This is a genomic window from Allobosea sp. TAB14, assembly GCF_052113865.1.
Lineage (GTDB): Bacteria > Pseudomonadota > Alphaproteobacteria > Rhizobiales > Beijerinckiaceae > Allobosea > Allobosea spartocytisi.
Map to the genome: position 1 here is coordinate 1 of NZ_JBFRDQ010000103.1, position 24,118 is coordinate 24,118.

A 24,118-nucleotide genomic window follows, 5' to 3' on the forward strand; every position below is an offset into this window, starting at 1 on the left:
CAGCCGACCCGGGCCTTCGTTCCAGCCGGAACGTTGCCGCACCACAACTGAGCGCTCGCGCAGCAGAACAGAAGAGGGGCCGTCCCGCACGGCCCCTTTTTCGCTTCCGCGACGCGTGGACGCCCCTCGATCAGGCCGCCTGGCGCAGCGCGATCTCGAAGGGGGTGAGGCTGACCGTGCCGCCCCGCACGGTGGCCAGCGTGTTGCAGGGCAGCGCCTGCCAGCATTCGCGCGCCGCATCGACGGGCTCGGAGGCGATGACGACGCTGTCGGCTTTCTGGCAGACATAGAGGCTCGGCGGCCGGTCGTCGGAGGACCAGCGCACGGCATGGATGGTCTCGCCATCGGCGAGGGCCGCCGCGCAGCGCAGCGGCTCGCGCGTGCCGGCCTCATCCATCAGGGACAGCGCCATCGAAAGCGCCGCAGCCAGCGCCTCGCCGGCGGCGAGCCCGCGCGCCATCTGCGCCATCGCCAGCAGGAAGATCGCTTCGGAATCGGTGGTGCCGGCGCGCACGCCGTAGAGCGCGTCCGGAATCAGGTTCTCGAGCTTGCGACGGATCGCGCCATAACCGCCGATCTGGCCGTTATGCATGAAGAGATGGCGGCCATGGACGAAGGGGTGRCAGTTGGCGCGCGTCGTCGCCGTGCCGGTCGCGGCCCTGACATGGGCGAAGAACAGATGCGAGCGCACCTGCCGCGCGATCGAGAGCAGGTTCTCGTCCGACCAGGCCGGCCTGACCTCGCGATACTGCCCGGGCTCGGAGCGTTCCCCGTACCAGCCGACGCCGAAGCCGTCGCCATTCGTGCCGGTCTTGGCCTCCTCGGCATGGAGCGACTGGTGGATCAGCGAGTGGCAGGGCGAGGCGATGAAGTCCTCGAGAAAGACGGGCACGCCGGAATAGGCAAGGAAGCGGCACATGAAGGGCTCGAATCGGCCGGGGCGGATGGTCGAGAATAATATTCTTCAAAAATGAATGGCGACATAATGATCGTTCTCCGCCATCGCGCCGCAACCGTGAGGACGGCAGCTGGGCGCCCTGCGGAACCCTCTCGCAGCCCGCCCGGACACGTGCTTCTTTCGTCTAATGGATAAGGCATCCCCCGTCTTGCGCCGCTGCATGTGCTCCTATACCCAGCACGTAAACGGCGCATAACCGGCAGACGGGCGAAGCATGACCGGGCCTGCGCGCATCTCGATGGGAGCGGGGACGTGAAGGGCCTTCTTGCAGTCAGCCGCGTGATCGACGCGGTCAACGGCTTCATCGGCCGGAAAATCGCGTGGCTGATCCTTGCGGCGGTGATCGTCGCGACCGTCAACGCCGTCATCCGCAAGGTCTTCAACGTCTCGTCGAATGCCTGGCTCGAATTGCAATGGATGCTGTTCGGCGCGGTCTTCCTGATGTGCGCCTCCTGGACGATGCAGGTGAAGGAGCACATCCGCATCGACATCGTGAACAGCATGCTGCCGAAGCGCGTGCGGCAATGGATCGAGCTGCTCGGCCATCTCTTCTTCCTGATGCCGTTCTGCCTGCTGATCGTCTACCATTCCTGGCCGTTCTTCCTGCGCTCCTACGAGATCAACGAGCAGTCGCTCTCGGCCGGCGGCCTGCCGCAATGGCCGGCGAAGGGCCTCGTCATCGTCGGCTTCCTGATGCTGACGATCCAGGGCGTCTCCGAGATCATCAAGCAGATCGCGATCATGCGCGGCGATCTCGAGGATCAGGAGGTGGCTGCCGGTCACGCCGCCGCGGCGGAGGCGGAAGCCCAGCGCCTGCTCGATCAAGCCAAGGAACAGGGCCTCGCTTCGTGAGCGGCCCGCAAGAAGTCCGGAAACTCCCCATGCACGCACCTCGCCTTCCGCGCGCCGCCGGCCTGCTGCTCGCGCTCACCGCCCTCGCCTTCTTCAGCCTGCACACCGGCGACGCCTTCGCGGCGGGCGGCGGCATCGGCGATTTCCTGCGCGTCAACATGGCGCCGGTGATGTTCGCCACCCTCGTCGTCTTCCTGCTGCTGGGCTATCCCGTCGCCTTCGCGCTCGCGGCCAACGGCCTGCTCTTCGCGCTGATCGGCATCGATCTCGGCCTGTTCCAGGAGAATTTCCTGCAGGCTCTGCCGGAGCGCATCTACGGCACGATGAACAACGACGTGCTGCTGGCGATCCCGTTCTTCACCTTCATGGGCCTCATCCTCGAGCGCTCCGGCATGGCCGAAGACCTGCTCGACACGATTGGCCAGCTCTTCGGCCCGGTCCGTGGCGGCCTCGCCTATGCGGTGATCTTCGTCGGCGCGCTGCTTGCGGCCACCACCGGCGTCGTCGCGGCCTCGGTGATCTCGATGGGCCTGATCTCGCTGCCGATCATGCTGCGCTACGGCTATGACCGGCGCCTCGCCTCGGGCGTCATCGCGGCCTCGGGCACGCTGGCCCAGATCATCCCGCCCTCGCTGGTGCTGATCGTGCTCGCCGACCAGCTCGGCCGTTCGGTCGGCGACATGTATGAGGGCGCCTTCATTCCCGGCCTCGTCCTGGCCGGCCTCTACGCGCTCTACGTCTTCCTCGTCACCATCGTCTATCCGAAGCGCGCYCCGGGCCTGCCGCCGGAAGCGCAGACGCTGCGCGACGCCGACGGCAAGACCCGGCGGTTCTCGCTGCTSGTCGTCRCSRTCATCTCCTTCGCCRTCGCCTACGCCTATATGAAGCTCTTCACCAAGGTGACGGCGGGGTCGGACTTCGTCGTGCTGACGATGTCGATCGCGGTCGGCGTGTCCTTCGTGATCGCGCTCATCAACAAGGCGCTGGGCCTCAACCTGCTCTCGCGCATGGCCGAGCAGGTCGTGTTCGTGATGGTGCCGCCGCTGGCGCTGATCTTCCTGGTGCTGGGCACGATCTTCATCGGCGTCGCCACGCCGACGGAGGGCGGCGCCATGGGCGCGGCCGGCGCGATCCTGCTCGCCTGGGGCAAGAAGCGCATGAATTTCGAGCTGCTCCGGCAGGCGACGGAGTCGACCGCCAAGCTCTCGGCCTTCGTGCTCTTCATCCTGGTCGGCGCGCGCGTCTTCTCGCTCACCTTCTACGGCGTCAACGGCCATGTCTGGGTCGAGCATCTGCTGGTCGGCCTGCCGGGCGGCGCGACGGGCTTCCTGATCGTCGTCAACGTGATGGTGTTCCTGCTCGCCTTCTTCCTCGACTTCTTCGAGCTGGCCTTCATCATCGTGCCGCTGCTCGGCCCTGCGGCGGACAAGCTCGGCATCGACCTGATCTGGTTCGGCGTCATCCTGGGCGTGAACATGCAGACCTCGTTCATGCACCCGCCCTTCGGCTTCGCGCTGTTCTTCCTGCGCTCGGTCGCGCCGAAGAACCCCTACAAGGACAAGATCACCGGCAGGATGATGCAGCCCGTCACCACCGGGCAGATCTACTGGGGCGCCGTGCCCTTCGTCGTGATCCAGTGCATCATGGTCGCGCTCGTCGTGCTCTTCCCGCAGATGGTGATGCACTACAAGGCCTCGGCCGTGCAGCTCGACCAGAAGGCGATCGACAAGCAGTTCGACTCGATCCAGGTTCCGACCATCGGCGGTCCGGGCGGCTTCGACTTCACCGCGCCGCCGGCGATCGATCCACCCAAGCCCTGAGCAAGGAGACAGCATGGCGAAATGGTGGAAGGCGCTTGCCGGCGCCGGTGTGATCAGCCTATTGCCAGGAGCCGCGCTCGCGGCCGGGGATATCGGCGGCGCGACGATGGGGCCGCTCTGGGCATTGCCCTTCGCCGGCATGCTGCTCTCGATCGCGCTCGGGCCGATCCTGTTCCACCATCTCTGGGAATTGCACTACGGCAAGTTCGCGGCCTTCTGGGCGCTCCTGCTGCTGGTGCCGCTGGTGGCCCTGCGCGGCTTCGACGCCTCGCTCGGCGCCGTGCTCCATACGGCCCTGCTCGAATATTTGCCCTTCATCATCCTGCTCTTCGCGCTCTTCACCATCGCGGGCGGCATCCTGATCACCGGCAACCTGCACGGCTCGCCGGCGACCAACACCGTCATCCTCGCGATCGGCACGGTGATGGCCAGCATCGTCGGCACGACCGGCGCCTCGATGATCCTGATCCGGCCCCTGCTGCGGGCGAACGACAACCGGCGCCACAACGTCCATGTCGTGGTCTTCTTCATCTTCCTGGTCTCGAATATCGGGGGATCGCTGACGCCGCTCGGCGACCCGCCGCTCTTCCTCGGCTTCCTGCGCGGGGTCGACTTCTTCTGGACGACCTGGCACCTGCTGCCGGAGACCGGCTTCGCCGTCGTGGTCCTGCTGCCGCTGTTCTACGCGCTCGACAGCTATCTCTACCGCAAGGACGACAGCCTGCCGTCGCTGAAGGACCCGACGCCGGACCGCAACCTGAAGCTCTGGGGCAAGGTCAACATCCCCCTGCTCGCCGGCGTCATCGCCGCGATCCTGCTCTCGGCCAACTGGAAGCCGGGCGTCGTCTTCGATATCCACGGCGTGCATGTCGAGCTGCAAAACCTCGTCCGAGACGTCATTCTGCTTGGGCTCGCCGGGCTCTCGCTGGTGCTGACCCCGAAGCAGGTGCGCGCCGGCAACGAGTTCTCCTGGGGGCCGATCCTCGAGGTCGCGAAGCTCTTCGCCGGCATCTTCATCTGCATCATCCCGGTGCTGGCGATGCTGCAGGCCGGACGCGAGGGCGCCTTCTCGTCGCTGGTCGCGCTGGTCAACCATCCCGACGGTAGCCACAACACCGTCGCCTATTTCTGGCTGACCGGGCTGCTCTCCTCCTTCCTCGACAACGCCCCGACCTATCTCGTCTTCTTCGAGCTGGCGGGCGGCAATGCCAAGGAACTGATGACGACGGGCGCGCTGACGCTGGCGGCGATCTCGGGCGGCGCGGTCTTCATGGGCGCCAACACCTATATCGGCAACGCGCCGAACTTCATGGTCTACGCCATCGCCAAGGACCGTAAGGTCGCGATGCCCAGCTTCTTCGGCTACATGCTCTGGTCCGGCGCGATCCTGATCCCGGTGTTCATCCTRCAGACCTTCCTGTTCTTCCGGTAACGCCGGACATCCAATCGTCATTCTCGGGCGCAGACCCGAGAAGCGCTGGACGAGAGAGCACTGGTTTCCGTCATGGTCGGGTCAAGCCCGACCATGACGGGAGAGCGCTGCTACGGGCGCCCCGTCGGCACGCCTTCCCTGATCTTCGCCGAGAAATCCGGATCGTCGAGCGAGAGCGTTCGCGCCTTGTCGCCGATGCGCGCGAGGCGGACCAGCTCGTCGAGAGGCACATCCTGCCGGATCGCGCCGATCCGCTGGAGATAGCCCGGCAGGTAGCCCGAGAGCAGGACGCGCGGATCGAGCGGCAGCGAGAACTTCCATTCGGGCGCCACCGTGCCGACGAGGTGGTAGACCACGGTGGTGCAGTTCGTGGTCAGCGTATTGTACCAGCGCGGTCTGGCGGCGAGATCGTTGACGTCCTTGGCATAGGCCAGCAGCAGGTCGCGTGCCTGGGCCGGCGAGGCGCTCAGCCGGAAGAGGCGCGCATCCTCCTTGCGGGCGTTGGTGCGCAGGCCGACGATATCGCGCTCGTCGGCGGCGACATAGGCCATCTCGTAGCTGCGGAAGAAGCCGGCGATGGCCGAATACTCCTCGCCCTTCTCGCGCCTGATCTCGACCGAGAAGGTCAGGGGCGGCTGGTCGGAGAAGGTGAAGCTGACCAGCAGATGCGCGATCGCCTCGCCCGACCAGTAGCTCAGGAAGATGTCGGCGCCGCTGATCGCGGCGAGGTCATAGCGGCGCGTCTCCCAGCGCTGGTCGTAATCCTGCTCGCTGCGCCAGCGAAAGTTCCTGACATTCGAAACCGTGAGCACCTCGCCTTCGCGAGCGATGCTCGGCAGGCGGGCGAGCTCGGGAATCCAATCGCGCTGATGCGATGGCAGGAAGCTGCTCCACCAGGACAGAAGGCCAATGAAGAGGGCGGCGAAGCCCAGCGGCAGCCGCGCCTCGCTCGTCCAGATGCCGACGAGCCCGGCTAGCGCGGCGATTCCGAAGCCGATGGCCGCGATGCCGGCCGTCGCACCGGACAGGCGAAAATAAAGGAAGCCCGCGCCCCAGAGCGCGGCACCGAGGATCACGAGGGTCAGGACGAGCTTCAGCACAATGAGAAAGAGGCGGCGCATGGCCGCCTCTCCTAGCATAGCCGCAGCCGCTTGACGTCAGGCCGCGAGCGAATTGCTCGGCGCCGCCGCCTTCACCGCGTCGTCGACATGGGCCTCGAACTTCGCGAAGTTCTTGGCGAACATGCCGACGAGGTTCTTCGCCGTCTCGGCGAAGGCGGCTTTGTCGGCCCAGGTCTTCACCGGATAGAGGATGTGCGGCTCGACGCCGGGCACGGACGTGGGAACGGCGAAACCGAAATAGGGATCCCGCCGGAAATCGGCGCGGTTGAGCGAGCCGTCGAGCGCCGAGGAGAGCAGCCGGCGCGTCACGCGGATCGGCATGCGCCGGCCGGTGCCGTACTGCCCGCCGGTCCAGCCGGTGTTGACCAGCCAGCAATCGACATGGTGCTTGGCGATGAAGTCGCGCAGCAGATTGGCGTATTCCGACGGGTGMCGCGGCAGGAAGGGCGAGCCGAAGCAGGTCGAGAAYTCCGGCTGCACGCCGGTCAGCCCGCGCTCCGTGCCGGCAACCTTGGCGGTGTAGCCGGAGAGGAAGTGGTACATCGCCTCGGCCGGGGTCAGCTTGGCGATCGGCGGCATCACGCCGAAGGCGTCGGCGGTGAGCATCACGATGTTCTTCGGGATGCCGGCGCGGCCGGTGCGCGAGGCGTTGGGGATGAAGTCGAGCGGATAGGCCGAGCGGGTGTTCTCGGTCTTGCTCTCATTGTCGAAATCGACCTCACGGGTCAGCTCGTCCATCACGGTGTTCTCGAGCACCGTGCCGAAGCGCAGCGAGGCGGCGAAGATCTCGGGCTCCGCCTCGGCCGAGAGACGGATCGTCTTGGCGTAGCAGCCGCCCTCGAAGTTGAAGATGCCCTCCTTCGACCAGCCATGCTCGTCGTCGCCGATCAGCGTGCGCGCGGGATCGGCCGAGAGCGTGGTCTTGCCGGTGCCCGACAGGCCGAAGAAGATCGCCGGGTCGTCCTTGGGGCCGACATTGGCCGAGCAGTGCAYCGGCACCACGCCCTTGGTCGGCAGCACGTAGTTCAGATAGGTGAAGACCGATTTCTTCATCTCGCCGGCATAGGCCGAGCCGCCGATCAGCACGATCTTGCGGGTGAAATCGATSGCGACGACGGTCTCGCTGCGGCAGCCATGCCGGGCCGGGTCGGCCTTGAAGCTCGGCAGGTCGACGATCGTCATCTGCGGGACGTAATCGTCCAATTCCCCGCGCGCCGGGCGGATCAGCAGGTTGCGGATGAAGAGCGAGTGCCAGGCCATCTCGGTATAGACCCGGGCCTTGACGCGATGGGCCGGGTCGGCACCGCCATAGAGATCCTGCGCGAACAGCTCCTTGCCTTCGGCATGCGCCAGGAAATCGGCGAGCAGCGTCTCGAAATGCTCGGGGCTCATTGCCTGGTTGTTGTCCCACCAGACCGTGTTCTCGGTCAGCGCGTCGCGCACCGTGAACTTGTCCTTSGGMGAGCGGCCGGTATGGCTGCCGGTATCGGCGCAGAGCGCRCCGCCRYGSGCGAKCTSGGAYTCGCCSCGSCGCAGCGACTCCTCGTAAAGCTGTGGCGCCTCCAGGTTCCAGTACACGGCCTTGAGCTTGCGGAAGCCGAAGCCCTCGGCACCCTGGGCGGCGTTGAACTGACCGATCGTGTTCACTGAAATCCTCCGGCAGCCGCCGCATCGTGGCAGCCTGTTGTCGAACGCGTACGCTCGGACCTTGAAGAAGATCCAGCGCCGGGCGGAGACCTTGCGGTCGTGTCCGGTCTTTAAGCCTCGGCGGCACGGCGCTCAAGTCACGGAAATCGCAAAAAACTTCGCAACTTCGGCTAAATCGTTTGAATTCGCGGGGGATGGTGAGCGAGGATGGTGAATATCCCCGCGCCCCGATCATCCGCGCGCCCGTGCCTCCTGCGCGAGCGCGACGAGGACATGCCGCAGCCCGGCCGGCTCGGTGACGCGCGAGGGAAAGACGAGCCGCCCGTTCTCGTCGCCGCAGATGAGATCGAGCCCTTCCGGGTCGAGGCCGGTCACCTTCCAGCGTCCTTCGGGGAGGCCCAGAAGCTTCGTCGCATAGAGGCTCAGCGCCTCAGCATGGTCTTCGTTCATATGGGCGATCGCGTCGTCCTCGGCCGCGATCAGCGCCTCGCAGCCGGCAAGGTCGAGCAGCACCGCACCGACCGCGATCTCGCCGGCACGGGCGAAGCCGCCATTGGGGTGGAACCCCAGGACGGAGAGGCGGAACAGCGAGAAATCCGGGAAGTCGGCATAGAGCTTCGCCTTGGGGTGGCGCGCGAGGAAGCGGCGCCTGGCGTTCTCGTCGGTGCAGCGCTCGGCCCGCCCGACGACGCTGAGCCGGGCGGAATTGGCGAGCGGATCCCCCTTGCCCAGCGACGAGACGAGAACGGAAACGCGCGGATCGGCCTCGATGTTGCGGGTGTGGAGCGAAAGCTTCGAGGCGAGGAACAGCGGCGAACCATCGACATCGGTGGCGATGTTCGTCAGCGTCGCGAGCGGGAAGCCGCTCATCGGGTCGAGCGTCGCCAGCGCCGCGATCCGCGCCTTGCGCAATGTCGCGCGAGCCATGGCGACGGCGTCGAAATCATCCGGCGCGGAGCCGCCGAGTTCGAGGCCGCGCGGCGTGATGGCGGAGGGGGCGACGGCCTCGGTCATCTCCGTTTGCTTCCTGCCGGTCCGATTTCTTCTGCAAAAACATGAACGCTTGGGGCGTTCGAGCGTTGCGCCATAGCGAATCCGCCTCCGAGGCGCTAGATTGCTGCCATGCTTTGGCCGCTCTCGCAGGGGAGTGGACCCCTTTATTGCAACAAGAGCAAGAGATGAAACCCTTATGCCAACGATTGCGCTGGTCGATGACGACCGCAACATCCTGACGTCGGTATCCATCGCGCTCGAGGCCGAGGGCTACCGCATCATGACCTATACCGACGGTGCCTCGGCCCTCGACGGGCTGAAGCAGAACCCGCCGGACCTCGCGATCTTCGACATCAAGATGCCGCGCATGGACGGCATGGAACTGCTGCGCCGGCTGCGCCAGAAATCCGACCTGCCCGTCATCTTCCTGACTTCGAAGGACGAGGAGATCGACGAGCTCTTCGGGCTCAAGATGGGCGCCGACGATTTCATCCGGAAGCCGTTCTCGCAGCGCCTCCTGGTCGAGCGCGTCAAGGCGATCCTGCGCCGCGCCGGCGCCAAGGACCCCACCGCCGTTCCCCGTTCCGAGGATGCCAAGGCGCTGGAGCGCGGCCTGCTGCGCATGGATCCCGAGCGCCATACCTGCACCTGGAAGGGCGAGCCGGTGACGCTGACCGTCACGGAATTCCTGATCCTGCAGTCGCTGGCGCAGCGTCCCGGTGTGGTCAAAAGCCGCAACGCCCTGATGGATGCGGCCTATGACGATGAGGTGTATGTCGATGACCGCACCATCGACAGCCACATCAAGCGGCTGCGCAAGAAGTTCAATCAGGTCGATCCCGAGTTCGACATGATCGASACGCTCTACGGCGTGGGCTATCGCTTCAAGGAAACCTGAGGCAGGTCTGCCGGATATCGATGCTGGGATCCCGCGTGCCGGATCGGGCTGGGGCGCGGCTGGAGCGAGTACAGACCCAAGGCATGGCAACGGTCGACAACGAAGCACCTGCGTCATCGGCGGGAAGCCGCTGGAGCGCGGCTCTGCGGCGCCGTCTCGGCCTGATCTGGCGCCGCATGGCGCGTGCGGTCTCGTCGCGCGCGGCGTCCAGCCTGACGCGGCGCATCGTGGTGCTGAATCTCGGCGGCCTCTTCGCGCTGCTGCTCGGCTTCCTCTATCTCAACCAGTTCCGCGAAGGCCTGATCGAGGCGCGCGTGCAGAGCCTGCTGACGCAGGGCGAGATCATCGCCGGAGCGATCGCGGCCTCGGCCACGGTCGAGACCGATACGATCACCATCGATCCGGACAAGCTGCTGCAGCTCCAGGCCGGCGAAAGCGCCGGCATCGCCGATGATCCGCTCGACTTCTCGATCAATCCCGAGAAGGTCGCGCCCCTCCTGCGCCGCCTGGTGACGCCGACGAAGACGCGGGCGCGGGTCTACGACAAGGAGGGCTTCCTCACCATCGACTCGCGCGGCCTCTATTCGCGCGGCGACGTGCTGCGCCTCGACCTGCCGCGCGTCGGCGAGCCCGACGAGCCGCCGCTGCTGGAACGCACCTGGAACATGCTGCGCAACCGGCTCGGCCGGGCCGACGTGCCGACCTATGACGATTTCGAGAATGCCAACGGCAAGTCCTATCCGGAGGTCGCGCGCGCCCTGAACGGGGCGCCGGCGAGCGTCGTGCGCGTCAACACGCGCGGCCAGACCATCGTCTCGGTCGCGGTGCCGGTGCAGCGCTTCCGGGCGGTGAAGGGCGCGCTGCTGCTCTCGACGCAAGGAGGCGACATCGACGCGGTGATCGCCGCCGAGCGCTTCGCCATCTTCCAGGTCTTCGCCGTGGCGGCGGGCGTAATGATCGTGCTCTCGGTCCTGCTCGCCGGCACCATCGCCGAGCCGATCCGCAAGCTCGCCGACGCAGCCCAGCGCGTGCGGCGCGGCGTCAAGTCGCGCGAGCAGATCCCTGATTTCGGCAGCCGCCATGACGAGATCGGCCATTTGTCCGGCTCGCTGCGCGACATGACCAAGGCGCTCTACAGCCGCATCGAGGCGATCGAGAGCTTCGCCGCCGATGTCGCCCATGAGCTCAAGAATCCGCTGACCTCGCTGCGCAGCGCCGTCGAGACGCTGCCACGGGCCAAGACGGAGGATTCGCGCGGGCGGCTGCTCTCGGTCATCCAGCACGACGTGCGCCGTCTCGACCGGCTGATCTCCGATATTTCCGACGCCTCTCGCCTCGATGCCGAACTCGCCCGCAACGACTCCGCTCCGGTCGATGTCGCGCAGGTGCTGGAAGCGGTCGTGACGATCCAGAACGAGACGCGGCGCGAGGGGCAGGCGAAGATCGAGCTCTCGGCCGAGCGGCGCAGCCAGCGCCCCGGCGCCGACGCCTTCCTCGTCATGGGGCACGATTCGCGGATCGGGCAGGTCATGGTCAATCTCATCGACAACGCCCGCTCCTTCTCGCCGTCGGAGGGCACGGTGCGCGTCATGCTCTCGCGTGTCGCCAACGACGTGCTCGTCACCGTCGAGGACGAAGGGCCGGGCATCGAGCCGCATGCGCTGGAGCGCATCTTCGAGCGCTTCTACACCGACCGTCCGAATGAGGGCTTCGGCCAGAATTCGGGGCTGGGCCTGTCGATTTCGCGCCAGATCGTCGAGGCGCATCGCGGCTCGATCCGGGCCGAGAACCGGCTCGGACCGGCGGAGCCAGGCGGCGAGACGCCGCGGCTCGGCGCCCGCTTCATCGTCCGGCTGCCGGCCGCCTATCAGCATGCTTTCTGATCCGGGGGGGAAGCCGGCCCCCCACCGGGCCGGCGAGACGCGCGTCCATGCGACCACCGTCGCCATCGGCGAGGCCGGCATCCTGCTGCGCGGCCCTGCCGGCAGCGGCAAGTCGACACTGGCGCTCGCATTGATCGCGCTCGCCGGCCAGGCCGGCCGCTTCGGCCGGCTCGTGGCCGATGATCGCACCGCCCTGACGGCGAGAGGCGACCGGCTGGTGGCGCGGCCGGTCGCGCCTCTGGAAGGCATCGTCGAGCGCCGCGGCCTCGGCCTGACGCCGGAGCCGGCGACGCCGGCCGTCGTCGTCAGGCTGCTCGTCGATCTGATCGGCGAGGAGCCGGCGCGCATGCCGGAACCGGAAGAGCTGGTGGACAACCTGTGCGGGATCGACCTGCCGCGGTTGCGCGTGGCGGGACGTGTCGGCGACGAGCGGCTGGTGCTCACCGCGCTCGACTTGTTCACAGGCCAGGCGTGAAGGCCATGATTTCGGCGTTTTCGGTGGCGAGTCCCTTGCGATTGTCTCGCACCTGCCGCATAAACCGCCACCTTGTCCGGGCGCCGATGGGCGCTCTCCGGTGCTGGATTGAATGATCGGACTGGTCCTCGTGACTCATGGGCATCTGGCGACGGAGTTCCGCGCGGCCCTCGAACATGTCGTCGGCCCCCAGGCGAACCTGGCGACCATCGCCATCGCCCCCGATGACGACATGGAAAGTCGCCGCCGCGACATCATCGCCGCCGTCGAGCAGGTCGAGGGCGGTCGCGGCGTCGTCATCCTCACCGATATGTTCGGAGGCACGCCTTCCAACCTCGCCATTTCGGTGATGGAGCCGGGTCGCGTCGATGTTGTCGCCGGCGTCAACCTGCCGATGCTGATCAAGCTCGCCAGCGTGCGCGAGGAGAAGAGCCTCGACGAAGCGGTGACGAGCGCGCAGGATGCGGGCCGCAAATACATCACCGTCGCCAGCCGGGTTCTTGCCGGCAAATAAGGGCGAGCAGGAAGGGCGGAATGGAAGAAGACTGCGACTGCCCCGAGACCGAGATTCCCGCCGGCGCCCGCTACGGCGAATTCCAGATCATCAACAAGAAGGGGCTGCACGCCCGCGCCACGGCGAAATTCGTGCAATGCGCCGCCCGCTTCGAGGCCGACATCACGGTCAGCCGCTGCGGCGAGACGGTCGGCGCGACCTCGATCATGGGCGTGCTGACGCTTGGCGCCGGCATCGGCTCGACCATCACCATCGTCGCCCAGGGACCGGAGGCAGGCGAGGCGCTGCAGGCGCTGAGCGAGCTGATCGCCGACCGCTTCGGCGAGGGCGAGTGAGGCGCTGAACGGGCTCTGCCCGGTTCGCGCCGCCATGCTCGGGGCTCGACCCGAGAATCTCCTGCCGCAGAAGGCTCCCTGCCCGGTTTCCAGAGATTCTCGGGTCAAGCCCGAGAATGACGCCCTGTCACGGGTACCGGACCCCGACCTTCAGACAGCTTCGCCCGGCTCCTCGAACAGCCTCGGCATATGCGCCTGGTACCAGCCCTTGAGCTCCTCGAGGGCCGGGTGCTCGAGATTGCGGCGCAGATAGGCCTCGATCCGCGGCAGGTGCTTGAGATAGCCCGGCTTGCCGTCGCGCTTGTCGAGGCGGGCGAAGATGCCGGCGATCTTGGTGTTACGCTGCGCGCCGAGGATCGCATAGGCGCGGGCGAAGCCGGCGAGGTCGAAATCGGGCACGTCCGCCCGACGGGCCGAGCCATAGGCCGCGAGCAGCCTGAGTTCGAGCGCAGCCGGCACGTCGACGCGCGCATCCTGCCCGAGCGCGGCGAGGTCATAGGCGGGATGGCCCAGCACCGCGTCCTGGAAATCGATCAGGCCGAGCTTCGCCAGCCCCTCACGCTTGTCCAGCCAGATCAGGTTGGGGGAATGGACGTCGCGCAGCGTCCAGGTCGCGGGTGCGGCGAGGATCTCGTCGAAGAGCTTGTTCCAGATGCGGCCGAACTCAGCCTGCGTCACGGCCGGCAGCGTCACCCCGGCGATATGCGGAGCATACCATTCGAGGATCAGCTCGGTCTCGATCGCCAGCGCCTGCCGGTCGTATTCGGGGATGATGTGGTCGTGGCCCTCGGCCACCGGCAGGATCGTCGGCAGGGTGTGGCGGTGCAGGTCGGCGAGCAGCCGGGCCGTGGCCTCGTAGCGCTCGGGGATCGGCCGGCCTTCCGCGTCGAGCACACCCTCCGCACCGAGATCCTCGATCAGCAGCAGCCCACCGGCCAGATCCTCGGCCAGGATCTCGGGGGCGGAATAGCCGAGCGAGCGCAGGCCGCGATCCATCGCGACGAAGGCGTCGATGGTCTCGGCCAGATGCGCGATCGCGCTGTAGGGCTTGCCCATGCGGATCGGCGGCCCGTCCGGGCGCGGCGGCGAGATCATCAGCACGGCGGTCTCGCCGCCCGGCCGTGTCAGGCGCTCATAGGCGCGCGTCGAGGCGTCGCCGAGCATGAAGTCGCGCCGTGCCTCGCCCCAGCCGGCGCCGTCGATGAGCTTGCGCGCCGCGACCGCGATGGCGAGGCGCTGCTTCCAGAGCACCGACTTGCCCGAGCCGAGATGGCCGGAGAGCGCGACGATGTCGCCGGGCTTGACGATGGCGGCGATATCGGCGGCGAGGCGTATCGTCGCCGCCTCATTCGCCAGCAGGAGCCGGTGCGTGCCGGCCGCGCGGGCTTCCTCGGTCATTCGGCAGCGTCCGAGAGCGGCAGGCCCTGAGCCGGGAAGATCGCGGTGACGCGCGTGCCCTGCCCCGGCGTGGAGTCGAGTTCGACATGGCCGCCATGGAGCTCGACGATCGAGCGCACGATCGAGAGCCCCAGGCCGACGCCGCGATGGGTCGAGCCGAGAGAATGGCTTTCGAAGCGCTCGAACACCTTCTCCTTGACCTCGGCAGGGATGCCGCGGCCCTGATCGGTGACGGTGAGGCGGATGTCGCCGCCCTGCCGTGTCGCCCTGACGCCGATGGTCTGGCCGGGCGAGGAGAAGCCGATCGCGTTGGAGAGCAAGTTGAACAGCACCTGCCGCAGGCGCTTGCCATCCGCCCGCAGCGGCCCGGTGCGCGGATCGATCTCGACMTTGAGCGACAATTTGCTGTCGGTCAGCCGGTCCTGAAGCCCGGCCGCCGCCTGCGCGATGGTGTCGGCGACGTCGACATCCTGCATGTCGAGCGTCAGCGCACCATTGTCGATGGTGGCGAGGTCGAGGATGTCGTTGATGATGGCGAGCAGCGCGCCCGAGGAGCGCACGATATGGGAGGTGTAGTCGCGCTGCTTCTCGTTGAGCGCGCCGACGGTCTCGGTGCCAAGGAGCTGGGCGAAGCCGATGATGTTGGTCAGCGGCGAACGCAGTTCGTAGGAGACGTGGTGGACGAAGTCCTCGCGCAGCCGCGAGACCTTCTCCAGCGCGTCGTTCTTCTCGGTCAGCGCCCGCTCGACATTCACGCTGGCGGTGACGTCGGCGAAGGAGATCAGCGTCGCGCCGTCGGGCAGCGGCGCGGCCGCCATATCGAGCACGGTGCCGTCGCGGCGCTCGATCCGGCAGCGATAATCCTCGCGCGCATCGCGCACGCCGGTGACGGTGCTGAGCAATTCGCGCCAGACCTCGTCCTGCGGGAAGAGCGGCCGGCAGAGCCCGACCACCTCGTCGATATGCGGGCCGCTGGCGAGCAGGTCGGCGTCGATGCGCCAGGATTGGGCGAAGGCTGGGTTCGAGAGCTTGAGGCGCCCGTCGGAACCGAACACGGCGACGCCCTCGCGCAGCGAATCCAGCGTCTCGCGCTGGGTGCGGGTCAGCGCRTTGAAKCGSGATTCSAGCGTGAAGCGTTCGGTSACGTCGTCATAGAGATAGGTGACGCCGCCTTGCGGGTTGGGGCTGGAGACGACGTGTATGGTGCGCCCGTCGGGCAGGTACCACCAATCCTCATTCGCGCGCGTGGCGGTATAGGCGGCGTGAACGCCGGCTTTCCAGCTCCGGTAGTCGCCAAGTTCGGGCAAGCGGCGCTCGGAGCGCAGGCGGTCGAGGATCTCGCCATCGGTCGGCTGGCCGTCGAGGAAGGCCGGATCGAGCGACCAGAGCGCGTCGAAGCCGGCATTGCGGTAGAGCAGCCGCTGCGTGCCGTCGAAGGCCGCCACCGCCGTCTTCAGCCGGTCGAGCGTGCGSACATGSGCRTCCATCTGGCGCTGCAGATCGTTGCGCACCGCTTCCAGCTCGCTCATATCCGTGGCCAGGCCGGCGAAGCCGGTCGCAGTCGGCAATTCGACGACGTCGAGCGTCCGGCGCTGGCCGGCGACGATGGCCGGGGTGCGGATCGCGAAGGGGTTGCCCTCGCGGCGCGCACGCGCCGCCGCCTCGCGCTCGTTGCGATCGAGCAGCTCCATCCCGCTCTTGGCGGCTGTCGCTGCATCGCCGGCCTCGACCGCGCCCGCATAGGCGGCGTTGACCCAGAGCAGACGCCCGTCGGCATCGCGCATCCAGGCGGGGTGAGGCAGCCCGGCGAGCAGGCTCGACAGCGCCGCATGGTCTCCCGTGACCCGCTCCAGCTCGCTGCGCAGCGTCATCACCTGCGCCCGCTCGCCGGTGACCTCGCGGAAGCGGATGACGGCGCGCCCGGCGACGGGCCGGCCCTCGATATCGACGAAAGGCCCGGCCTTGCTGCGGATCGTGAAGCTGAAGGCTTCGCCGCGCTCCTTCAGCGCGTCGGTGGCCAGTTCCAGCCGCTTGGCGTCGGTCGGCGTCGCCCAACTGCCATAGGCCAGCGCCAGCGCCGCCCCGGGTGCGCCGAGGAAGCCGCTGTCGCCCTCGAAGACCGGCTGTGCGTCGCGCCCGTTCCAGCTCGCGACCACCTGCGGATCGGCGGCGAGCAGGATGGAAAGCCGCTCCTGATGGCCGCGCGCCGCCTCCAGCTCGCTCGCGAGCTTGGCCTCGCGCCGCTGCCAGCGCGTGCGCTCGCGGACATAGACGAGGGATGTCGTCGTGGCGAAGACGGCAAGACCCGCCAGGATGATGGAGAGCGCGCCGGTGCTCACCGTATCGAGCTTGGCCGGCGACAGCAGGTCGCTCTGGGCCATGGCAGGCACGGGAAGCAGGGCCAATGCGGGCAGAAGCCCGCCTGGACGCCAGCCGCCACCTCGTCCCTGTCGCCTCGCACGTCTCATTCCGCGTCTGTCGCCTCTTGGGCGGCCGGGCGGCCGCCAACATCGCCGGTCTCGTCGGAATCGGTATCGCGGAGCCGGGCGTTACACCCTCCCCGGCGGCCGATCCACGCGCGCCACCACGCCAATCACTATAGAGCTTGAACCGGGAGCCGCGCCGTCGCAGCACCCCGAATCAGCCCCACTGTAATCGTCGCCTGACTCCGTCAGGAAGTGCTTAATCGCAGGTAAACGGAGAGTTTTTCGAGGCGGACTCGAAGGAGGCGCACCCGCATCAAGGTCTAGATATTCTATGCCTCGAAACCACTATTAGTTGTGTTCTTGTTTTATTCCGAAGGCGTCATCAGACCAAAAAAAGGCCCGGCTTGCGCCGGGCCTCGTCGTTCTTGCCGCTGCGCGGCTGTCAGTAGCGGTAGAGCTCGGGCTTGAACGGCCCGGCCTGCGGCACGCCGATGTACTTCGCCTGGGCGTCATTGAGCTTGGTGAGCTTGGCGCCGACCTTGGCGAGATGGAGCGCCGCGACCTTCTCGTCGAGATGCTTCGGCAGGGTGTAGACGTTGTTCTGGTAGTTCGCGTGGTGGTTCCAGAGCTCGATCTGGGCGAGCGTCTGGTTCGAGAACGAGCAGGACATCACGAAGGACGGGTGGCCCGTGGCGTTGCCGAGGTTCACCAGGCGGCCTTCCGAGAGCAGGATGATGCGCTTGCCGTCGGGGAACTCGACCTCGTCGACCTGCGGCTTGACGTTGTCCCACTTGAAGTTCTTCAGGCCGGCGACCTGAATCTCCGAGTCGAAATGGCCGATATTGCAGACGATGGCGCGGTGCTTCATCGCGCGCATGTGGTCGACGGTGATGACGTCGAGATTGCCGGTCGCCGTGCAGAAGATGTCGCCGCGCGGGGCAGCGTCTTCCATGGTCACGACCTCATAGCCTTCCATCGCCGCCTGCAGGGCGCAGATCGGGTCGATCTCGGTGACGAGCACGCGGCAGCCGGCCTGGCGCAACGAGGCGGCCGAGCCCTTGCCGACGTCGCCATAGCCGGCGACGACCGCGACCTTGCCCGACATCATCACGTCGGTGCCGCGGCGGATGGCGTCGACCAGCGACTCGCGGCAGCCATAGAGGTTGTCGAATTTCGACTTGGTGACGCTGTCGTTGACGTTGATCGCCGGGAACGGCAGGCGATTGGCCTTGGCCAGTTCGTAGAGGCGGTGCACGCCGGTGGTGGTCTCCTCGGAGACGCCCTTGATCGCGGCGCGGGTCTTGGTGAACCAGCCCGGATTGGCCTTGAGCTGGCGCTTGATCAGCGCGAAGAAGATCGTCTCTTCCTCATTGCCCGGCTTGTCGAGGAACTCGGCCTTGCCGGCCTCGGCCTCGGCGCCGAGGATGATCAGCATGGTCAGGTCGCCGCCATCGTCGAGGATCATGTTCGGCGTGCCGCCGTCGCCCCAGGTGGCGGTCTTCAGCACGTACTCCCAATACTCTTCCAGCGTCTCGCCCTTGATGGCGAAGACGGGGGTGCCGGTCGCGGCGATCGCGGCGGCGGCGTGGTCCTGGGTCGAGAAGATGTTGCAGGACGACCAGCGCACATCGGCGCCGAGTTCCTTCAGCGTCTCGATCAGCACGGCGGTCTGGATGGTCATGTGCAGGCAGCCGGCAATGCGCGCGCCCTTGAGCGGGGCCTTGCCCTTGTGCTCGGCGCGGATCGCCATCAGGCCCGGCATCTCGTCCTGGGCCATGTTGATTTCCTTGCGGCCGTAATCCGCAAGCGAGATGTCCTTGACGRTGTAGTCCTGCGACACGGGGAAGCTCCAATCGCTCGCTGAATGATGGCGGCTCTCTAGCAGTGCCAGCGGCGGAAGGCAATCAAAGATATAAAGATGTCTTTATATGATCGTTTTCGACATCGATCCTCGCGACCCATCCTGAGAGGCTGAGTTTTTTCGATCGGGCTGTAAGATCGGCTGATGACGCTCGAACAGCTCCGCATCTTCGTCGCCGTCGCCGAACGGGAGCATCTGACGCAAGGCGCCCGCGCCCTCAACCTGACGCAATCGGCGGTCAGCTCGGCGATCGCCGCGCTGGAAGCGCGCTACGCCACCAAGCTGTTCGACCGGATCGGCCRGCGGATCGCCCTCACCGATGCCGGGCGGCTCTTCCTCGCCGAGGCACGCGCCGTGCTGGCGCGAGCCGCCGCTGCCGAGGCCGTGCTCACCGACCTCGCCGGATTGTCGCGCGGCGCGCTCTCGCTGATGGCGAGCCAGACCGTGGCGAATTACTGGCTGCCGCCGCTGATCCAGCGCTACCGTGCCGTCCATCCCGGCATCACCGTGAGCCTGGGCATCGACAATACCGAGACCGTCACGGCCGCGATCCATGACGGCGCGGCCGATCTCGGTTTCATCGAAGGCGCGATCGACGATCCGACGCTCGCCGTGACCGCCGTGGCGGAGGACGAGCTGGTGATCGTCGTGCCGGCCGGACATTCCTGGGCAGGGCAGCCACCCGCCTCCGAGGCCTTGCGGCAAGGGCCATGGGTGCTGCGTGAGCCCGGCTCCGGCACGCGCGCCATGTTCGAGGCGGCGCTGCCGGGGCTCGGCCTTGCGCCGGACGATCTTTCTGTCGCGCTGGAGCTGCCCTCGAACGAAGCCATCTGCTCCGCCGTCGCGGCCGGCGCCGGCGCGACGGCGATTTCGCGGCTCGTCGYGGCCAATGCCATCGCCGCCGGCCGGCTCGCCACCGTCGCCATCGCGCTGCCCAAACGGCATTTCTTCGTGCTGCGCCACAAGGAACGCTATCTCTCCAAGGCGGCGAAAGCCTTCTTCGACCTCGCGCAAGCACCGCCGGCCGTCTGAACACCCCTCCCCCGAGCCTCCGGACAAGGACAAGCCACTCACGACGGAGGGCGCATCGGTTGACAGAGATGAAATGTTATACTGTAACAAATTATCCTTTGTCCAAACCGGGCTCCTTCCGATGGCCGCATCTTCTCTCCTCCTCGACCGGCGCCTGCCGGTCACGGTCCTTTCCGGCTTCCTTGGCGCCGGCAAGACCACCTTGCTGAATCACATCCTGAACAACCGCGAGGGCCGGCGCGTCGCCGTCATCGTCAACGACATGAGCGAGGTGAACATCGACGCCGATCTCGYGCGCGAGGGCGGGGCCAACCTCTCCAAGACCGAGGAAAGCCTGGTCGAGATGAGCAATGGCTGCATCTGCTGCACATTGCGCGACGATTTGCTGACCGAGGTGCGCCGCCTCGCCGAGGAGCGCAAATTCGATTACCTGCTGATCGAGGGCACCGGCATCGCCGAGCCCCTGCCGATCGCCGCGACCTTCTCCTTCCGCGACGAAGAGGATCGCTCGCTCGACGACGTCGCCCGGCTCGACACGATGGCGACGGTGGTCGACGCGCTCAACCTGCTCAAGGACTATGACAGCCGCGACTTTCTCGGCGATCGTGGCGAGACGGCCGGCGAAGGCGATGAGCGCACGCTGGTCGATCTCCTGGTCGAGCAGATCGAATTCGCCGATGTCGTGGTGATCAACAAGGCGAGCGAGGTCTCGGCCGAAGAGCTGGAGAGGGTCAGGCAGGTGGTGCGCGGGCTCAATGCCGATGCCCGCATCGTCGAGGCCGATTTCGGCCGCGTGCCGCTCGACCGATTGCTCGATACGAAGCTCTACAGCGAGGAGAAGGCGCAGACCCATCCCCTCTGGCACAAGGAGCTCTATGGCTTCCGCGACCATGTGCCGGAGACCRAGGAATACGGCATCCGCTCCTTCGTCTACCGGGCGCGRCGACCGTTCCACCCGTTGAAGCTGCATGAGCTCATGGCTCAGCGCCTCCCGGGCGTGATCCGGGCCAAGGGGCACTTCTGGTTGGCAAGCCGGCCGCATTGGGTCGGCGAATACTCGCTGGCCGGGCGGATCACCCGCACCGAAGCGATGGGGCGCTGGTGGGCGGCGGTGCCCCGGGAGCGCTGGCCGCGTTCGGAGGAGTTCCAGTCGCTGATGCGCAAGCACTGGTCGCCGACATGGGGCGACCGGCGCCAGGAAATGGTGTTCATCGGCGGGCCGGAGATGGACGAGGCGGCGATCCGCGCCGAGCTCGATTCCTGCCTGACCGGCAGCCCGGCGACCGGGCTGACACAGGCGCTGCTCGGGCTGGAAGACCCGTTTCCGCGTTGGGATCGCGACGCGGCCTGAACCTCAGGCCGCCGCGGCCGAACTCGGCGCAGCCCGCATCAGCATGCCGAACAGATCGCGCGGATCATCGGGGTCCGCGATCAGGTCGAGATCGACATAGGTGCCGGCCTCGCGGATGCGCTCATGGACATAGCGCAGCGCCGAGAAATCCTCGATGGCGAAGCCGACCGAGTCGAACAGCGTGATCTGGCTGTTATCGGTGCGGCCCTGAGCCGCCCCGGCGATGACCTTCCAGAGTTCCTCGACCGGGTGGTCGGGATCGAGCTGCTGAATGTCGCCCTCGATGCGGGTCTGCGGCGGATACTCGACGAAGATCGAGGACCGCAGCAGCACGTCGCGGTGGATCTCGGTCTTGCCCGGGCAATCGCCGCCGACCGCGTTGATATGGATGCCGGCGCCGACCATGTTGTCGGTCAGGATCGTGGCGTATTGCTTGTCGGCGGTGACGGTGGTCACGATCTCCGCACCCTCGACCGCTTCCATCGCGGTGGCGCAGCGGGTGATCCTGAAACCGTGGCGGGCGAGGTTGCGGGCGCATTTCTCGGTTGCGGCCGGATCGACGTCATAGAGCCGCAGATTCTCGATGCCGAGCAGGGCGCGGAAGGCGAAGGCCTGGAACTCGGACTGCGCGCCGTTGCCGATGATCGCCATGGTCGCCGCGTTCTTCGGCGCGAGGTGCCTGGCCGCCACCGCCGACATCGCCGCCGTGCGCAATGCCGTCAGGATGGTCATCTCCGAAAGCAGGACCGGATAGCCGGTCGCGACATCGGAGAGCAGGCCGAAGGCGGTGACCGTCTGCAAGCCGGCCTTCATGTTCTTGGGATGGCCGTTGACGTATTTGAAGCCGTAGAGCTTGCCGTCGCTGGTCGGCATCAATTCGATCACGCCTTCGAGGCTGTGCGAGGCGATGCGCGGCGTCTTGTCGAAGATCTCCCAGCGCCGGAAATCCTGCTCGATATAAGCCGCGATGTCGGACAGCATCCGCTCGATGCCGATCGCATGGACCAGCTTCATCATGTGGTCGACGCTGACGAAGGGCACGACGTTGAGCTGCTGAATCATGGGTCCCCGCGCTGTTCTTATGGAGGAGCCATTCTCCGCGTTTTCAGCGGCAGGCGATAGAAGCCAAATCGACCCGATCGGCGCCGATATTGATCGGATCGGCAAAGTCGATTATCCATTCTGAGCAATGGACGATATCGACCAGCGCCTCATCACCCTGCTGCGCCATGACGGGCGCCGCAGCATCTCGGACCTCGCCACCGATCTCGGCCTGACGCGGGCGACGGTGCGCTCGCGGCTGGAGAAGCTGGAGCAATCGGGCGAGATCATCGGCTTCACCGTGATCCTGCGCTCGGACGCGATCGACCTGCCGGTGCGCGGCATCACCATGATCGAGATCGCTGGCCAGGCGGCCGATGCGGTCATCACCGCGCTCTCCGGCTTCAGCGAGGTCTCCAGCATCCACACCACCAACGGCAACTGGGACCTCGTGGTGGAGCTCGGCACCTCCGACCTGATCGCCTTCGACCAGGTGCTGCGGCGCATCCGCCTGATCCCCGGCGTCACCAACAGCGAGACCAGCCTGCTGCTGGCGACGCCGCGCAGCGTCAAGGCACGGCTCTGACCCGCCCATCCCCGCTTGCCATTCCGGGCGGAGCGAAGCGGAGACCCGGAATCCATCGTAGAGCTCCGCGCCCTTCGATGGATTCCGGATCGGCGCGGCTTCGCCGCTTGTCCGGAATGAGGGAGTTTTGGCGGAAGCCGATCTGACACCCCCGCAAGAAGCGCCACTGCATGGCCGCCATCCGCAAACGCGACACGGTGCCCGGTGACAGGCGCGGATCCGCCCCCTAACGTTATGCCCCGTCAGATACAGCGTCGATGGCGGCCGGCGATGCATGATCGCGCAAGGCGGCCCGTTCGCATCCGACACCGACAGTTCCCGCTCGGGGCATCGATCGCCAGCCGCTTCCGGCAGGCTGTCCGCGCGCCCGAGCCAAGACAAGGCAGGAGACCAGACCATGGCGCATGAGCTCGAATTCTATATCGACGGCCAGTGGGTGAAGCCCTCGGGCAACCGCACGCTCGGCGTGATCGATCCGTCGAACGAGGAGGTCTTCGCCACGATCGCGCTCGGCGAGCAGGCCGATGTCGACAAGGCCGTCGCGGCCGCACGCGCCGCCTTCCCGGCCTTCGCCGCGACCTCCAAGGCCGAGCGCCTCGCCCTGATGCGCCGCCTCGCCGAGGCCTACAAGAAGCGCTACGACGCCATCGCCGACATCCTGTCGCGCGAGATGGGCGCGCCGAAGGAGCTGGCGCACCGGGCGCAGGCCGCGATGGGCACCGCCCATCTCGCCAAGATGATCGAGACCCTCGAAAACTTCGAGTTCGAGGAGCTGCGCGGCACCACCCTGATCGCCAAGGAGCCGATCGGAGTCGTCGGCATGATCACGCCGTGGAACTGGCCGCTCAACCAGATCATGTGCAAGGTCGCGCCCGCGCTCGCCGCCGGCTGCACCATGGTGCTGAAGCCTTCCGAGATCGCGCCGCTCAACGCCATCATCTTCGCGGAAGCGATGGAAGAAGCCGGCGTGCCTAAGGGCGTGTTCAACCTCGTCAACGGCGACGGCCCGACGGTCGGCGAAGCGATCTCGCGCCATCCGGGCGTCGACATGGTCTCCTTCACCGGCTCGACGCGGGCGGGCATCCTCGTCGCCAAAGCGGCTGCGGACACCGTCAAGCGCGTGCATCAGGAGCTCGGCGGCAAGTCGGCCAACATCATCCTCGACGATGCCGATCTGAAGAAGTCGGTGAAGCTCGGCGTCGAGAGCGTGATGCGCAATTCCGGCCAGTCCTGCAACGCGCCGACCCGGATGTTCGTGCCGGAGAAGCTGCACGAGGAGGCCCTCGCCATCGCCAAGCAGGTGGCCGAGCCGCTCAAGGTCGGCGCTCCCTCGGCGGACGGCGTCTTCCTCGGCCCGGTCGTCAGCGAGGTCCAGTACGAGAAGATCCAGCGCCTGATCGAGGCCGGCATCAAGGAAGGCGCGACGCTGGTCACCGGCGGCACGGGCCGTCCGGAAGGGCTCAACCGCGGCTACTATGTGCGCCCGACCGTGTTC

General features: G+C 66.9%; 20 protein-coding genes. 12 read left to right on the forward strand and 8 right to left on the reverse strand.

All coding sequences use genetic code 11. The annotated features are described in order from the left end of the window. Positions 1 to 130: 130 nt before the first annotated feature. Positions 131 to 919 (reverse strand): class II glutamine amidotransferase, encoded by a 789-nt coding sequence (locus AB4Y99_RS16360; RefSeq protein ID WP_441524040.1) that lies wholly within the window; start codon positions 917 to 919, stop codon positions 131 to 133. A gap of 291 nt (positions 920 to 1,210) precedes the next feature. On the opposite strand from AB4Y99_RS16360, the gene AB4Y99_RS16365 reads away from it, so the two are divergent. The 3 genes from AB4Y99_RS16365 to AB4Y99_RS16375 all read left to right on the forward strand — a co-directional run bounded on the left by AB4Y99_RS16365 (position 1,211) and on the right by AB4Y99_RS16375 (position 5,062). Then, positions 1,211 to 1,810, forward strand: a complete 600-nt coding sequence (locus AB4Y99_RS16365; RefSeq protein ID WP_038366753.1) for a TRAP transporter small permease subunit — start codon at positions 1,211 to 1,213, stop codon at positions 1,808 to 1,810. 158 nt (positions 1,811 to 1,968) lie between these two features. Beyond that, a complete protein-coding gene (locus AB4Y99_RS16370) occupies positions 1,969 to 3,630 on the forward strand; it encodes a TRAP transporter large permease (RefSeq protein ID WP_441524054.1) in 1,662 nt (553 codons plus the stop codon). Positions 3,631 to 3,643: 13 nt separating this feature from the next. After that, positions 3,644 to 5,062 carry a sodium:proton antiporter gene (locus tag AB4Y99_RS16375; protein ID WP_142022247.1) on the forward strand — a complete coding sequence of 473 codons (1,419 nt, stop codon included), beginning with the start codon at positions 3,644 to 3,646 and terminating at the stop codon, positions 5,060 to 5,062. Positions 5,063 to 5,172: 110 nt separating this feature from the next. Here the strand turns inward: AB4Y99_RS16375 and AB4Y99_RS16380 are convergent, their stop codons facing one another. The 3 genes from AB4Y99_RS16380 to AB4Y99_RS16390 all read right to left on the reverse strand — a co-directional run bounded on the left by AB4Y99_RS16380 (position 5,173) and on the right by AB4Y99_RS16390 (position 8,844). Continuing rightward, positions 5,173 to 6,183: an Lnb N-terminal periplasmic domain-containing protein gene (locus AB4Y99_RS16380; RefSeq protein WP_441524041.1), complete on the reverse strand. Its 1,011-nt coding sequence runs from the start codon at positions 6,181 to 6,183 to the stop codon at positions 5,173 to 5,175. 36 nt (positions 6,184 to 6,219) lie between these two features. After that, positions 6,220 to 7,830, reverse strand: a complete 1,611-nt coding sequence (locus AB4Y99_RS16385; protein WP_441524042.1) for a phosphoenolpyruvate carboxykinase — start codon at positions 7,828 to 7,830, stop codon at positions 6,220 to 6,222. Between the two features lie 231 nt (positions 7,831 to 8,061). Then, positions 8,062 to 8,844, reverse strand: a complete 783-nt coding sequence (locus AB4Y99_RS16390) for a HugZ family pyridoxamine 5'-phosphate oxidase (RefSeq protein ID WP_441524043.1) — start codon at positions 8,842 to 8,844, stop codon at positions 8,062 to 8,064. A gap of 175 nt (positions 8,845 to 9,019) precedes the next feature. Here AB4Y99_RS16390 and AB4Y99_RS16395 point away from each other — a divergent pair, with 175 nt between their 5' ends. From AB4Y99_RS16395 to AB4Y99_RS16415, 5 genes are all read left to right on the forward strand, one after another. Continuing rightward, complete coding sequence (locus AB4Y99_RS16395; protein ID WP_441524044.1) at positions 9,020 to 9,721, forward strand: response regulator; 702 nt, start codon at positions 9,020 to 9,022, stop codon at positions 9,719 to 9,721. Positions 9,722 to 9,804: 83 nt separating this feature from the next. After that, positions 9,805 to 11,604: a stimulus-sensing domain-containing protein gene (locus AB4Y99_RS16400; RefSeq protein ID WP_441524045.1), complete on the forward strand. Its 1,800-nt coding sequence runs from the start codon at positions 9,805 to 9,807 to the stop codon at positions 11,602 to 11,604. Next, positions 11,594 to 12,079, forward strand: a complete 486-nt coding sequence (locus AB4Y99_RS16405) for an HPr kinase/phosphorylase (RefSeq protein ID WP_441524046.1) — start codon at positions 11,594 to 11,596, stop codon at positions 12,077 to 12,079. Before AB4Y99_RS16400 ends, AB4Y99_RS16405 begins: the two co-directional genes overlap by 11 nt. Before the next feature lie 112 nt (positions 12,080 to 12,191). After that, on the forward strand, positions 12,192 to 12,593 hold the full coding sequence (locus AB4Y99_RS16410) for a PTS sugar transporter subunit IIA (RefSeq protein ID WP_038366739.1): 402 nt from the start codon (positions 12,192 to 12,194) through the stop codon (positions 12,591 to 12,593). A gap of 20 nt (positions 12,594 to 12,613) precedes the next feature. After that, complete coding sequence (locus tag AB4Y99_RS16415; RefSeq protein ID WP_038366736.1) at positions 12,614 to 12,928, forward strand: HPr family phosphocarrier protein; 315 nt, start codon at positions 12,614 to 12,616, stop codon at positions 12,926 to 12,928. Positions 12,929 to 13,078: 150 nt separating this feature from the next. Here the strand turns inward: AB4Y99_RS16415 and AB4Y99_RS16420 are convergent, their stop codons facing one another. The 3 genes from AB4Y99_RS16420 to ahcY form a co-directional block, all read right to left on the reverse strand. Then, positions 13,079 to 14,326: an aminoglycoside phosphotransferase family protein gene (locus tag AB4Y99_RS16420; RefSeq protein ID WP_441524047.1), complete on the reverse strand. Its 1,248-nt coding sequence runs from the start codon at positions 14,324 to 14,326 to the stop codon at positions 13,079 to 13,081. Beyond that, on the reverse strand, positions 14,323 to 16,707 hold the full coding sequence (locus tag AB4Y99_RS16425) for a sensor histidine kinase (RefSeq protein ID WP_441524048.1): 2,385 nt from the start codon (positions 16,705 to 16,707) through the stop codon (positions 14,323 to 14,325). Before AB4Y99_RS16425 ends, AB4Y99_RS16420 begins: the two co-directional genes overlap by 4 nt. A gap of 487 nt (positions 16,708 to 17,194) precedes the next feature. Next, entirely contained in the window at positions 17,195 to 18,592 is a 1,398-nt protein-coding gene (gene ahcY / locus AB4Y99_RS16430; RefSeq protein WP_441524049.1) for an adenosylhomocysteinase, read from the reverse strand. A gap of 165 nt (positions 18,593 to 18,757) precedes the next feature. Between ahcY and AB4Y99_RS16435 the strand changes: the two genes are divergently transcribed. Beyond that, positions 18,758 to 19,645, forward strand: a complete 888-nt coding sequence (locus AB4Y99_RS16435; RefSeq protein WP_441524050.1) for a LysR family transcriptional regulator — start codon at positions 18,758 to 18,760, stop codon at positions 19,643 to 19,645. 121 nt (positions 19,646 to 19,766) lie between these two features. Then, a complete protein-coding gene (locus AB4Y99_RS16440; protein ID WP_441524051.1) occupies positions 19,767 to 20,996 on the forward strand; it encodes a GTP-binding protein in 1,230 nt (409 codons plus the stop codon). A 3-nt stretch (positions 20,997 to 20,999) separates the two neighbouring features. Here AB4Y99_RS16440 and AB4Y99_RS16445 read toward each other — a convergent pair whose 3' ends face one another. Further along, a complete protein-coding gene (locus tag AB4Y99_RS16445) occupies positions 21,000 to 22,058 on the reverse strand; it encodes an ornithine cyclodeaminase (protein ID WP_441524052.1) in 1,059 nt (352 codons plus the stop codon). Positions 22,059 to 22,185: 127 nt separating this feature from the next. On the opposite strand from AB4Y99_RS16445, the gene AB4Y99_RS16450 reads away from it, so the two are divergent. Both AB4Y99_RS16450 and AB4Y99_RS16455 read left to right on the forward strand, forming a co-directional pair. Next, a complete protein-coding gene (locus AB4Y99_RS16450) occupies positions 22,186 to 22,623 on the forward strand; it encodes an Lrp/AsnC family transcriptional regulator (RefSeq protein ID WP_038366719.1) in 438 nt (145 codons plus the stop codon). Between the two features lie 397 nt (positions 22,624 to 23,020). Continuing rightward, positions 23,021 to 24,118: aldehyde dehydrogenase family protein (locus tag AB4Y99_RS16455; protein ID WP_441524053.1), on the forward strand; the 1,098-nt coding region annotated here is incomplete at its 3' end.

Bases quoted from the DNA above. Each gene is read 5' to 3' on its own strand.
- AB4Y99_RS16380 (WP_441524041.1), bottom strand. From the start codon at position 6,183: ATGCGCCGCCTCTTTCTCATTGTGCTGAAGCTCGTCCTGACCCTCGTG.
- AB4Y99_RS16390 (WP_441524043.1), bottom strand. From the start codon at position 8,844: ATGACCGAGGCCGTCGCCCCCTCCGCCATCACGCCGCGCGGCCTCGAA.
- AB4Y99_RS16400 (WP_441524045.1), top strand. From the start codon at position 9,805: ATGGCAACGGTCGACAACGAAGCACCTGCGTCATCGGCGGGAAGCCGC.
- AB4Y99_RS16405 (WP_441524046.1), top strand. From the start codon at position 11,594: ATGCTTTCTGATCCGGGGGGGAAGCCGGCCCCCCACCGGGCCGGCGAG.
- AB4Y99_RS16410 (WP_038366739.1), top strand. From the start codon at position 12,192: ATGATCGGACTGGTCCTCGTGACTCATGGGCATCTGGCGACGGAGTTC.
- AB4Y99_RS16415 (WP_038366736.1), top strand. From the start codon at position 12,614: ATGGAAGAAGACTGCGACTGCCCCGAGACCGAGATTCCCGCCGGCGCC.
- AB4Y99_RS16420 (WP_441524047.1), bottom strand. From the start codon at position 14,326: ATGACCGAGGAAGCCCGCGCGGCCGGCACGCACCGGCTCCTGCTGGCG.
- AB4Y99_RS16445 (WP_441524052.1), bottom strand. From the start codon at position 22,058: ATGATTCAGCAGCTCAACGTCGTGCCCTTCGTCAGCGTCGACCACATG.
- AB4Y99_RS16450 (WP_038366719.1), top strand. From the start codon at position 22,186: ATGGACGATATCGACCAGCGCCTCATCACCCTGCTGCGCCATGACGGG.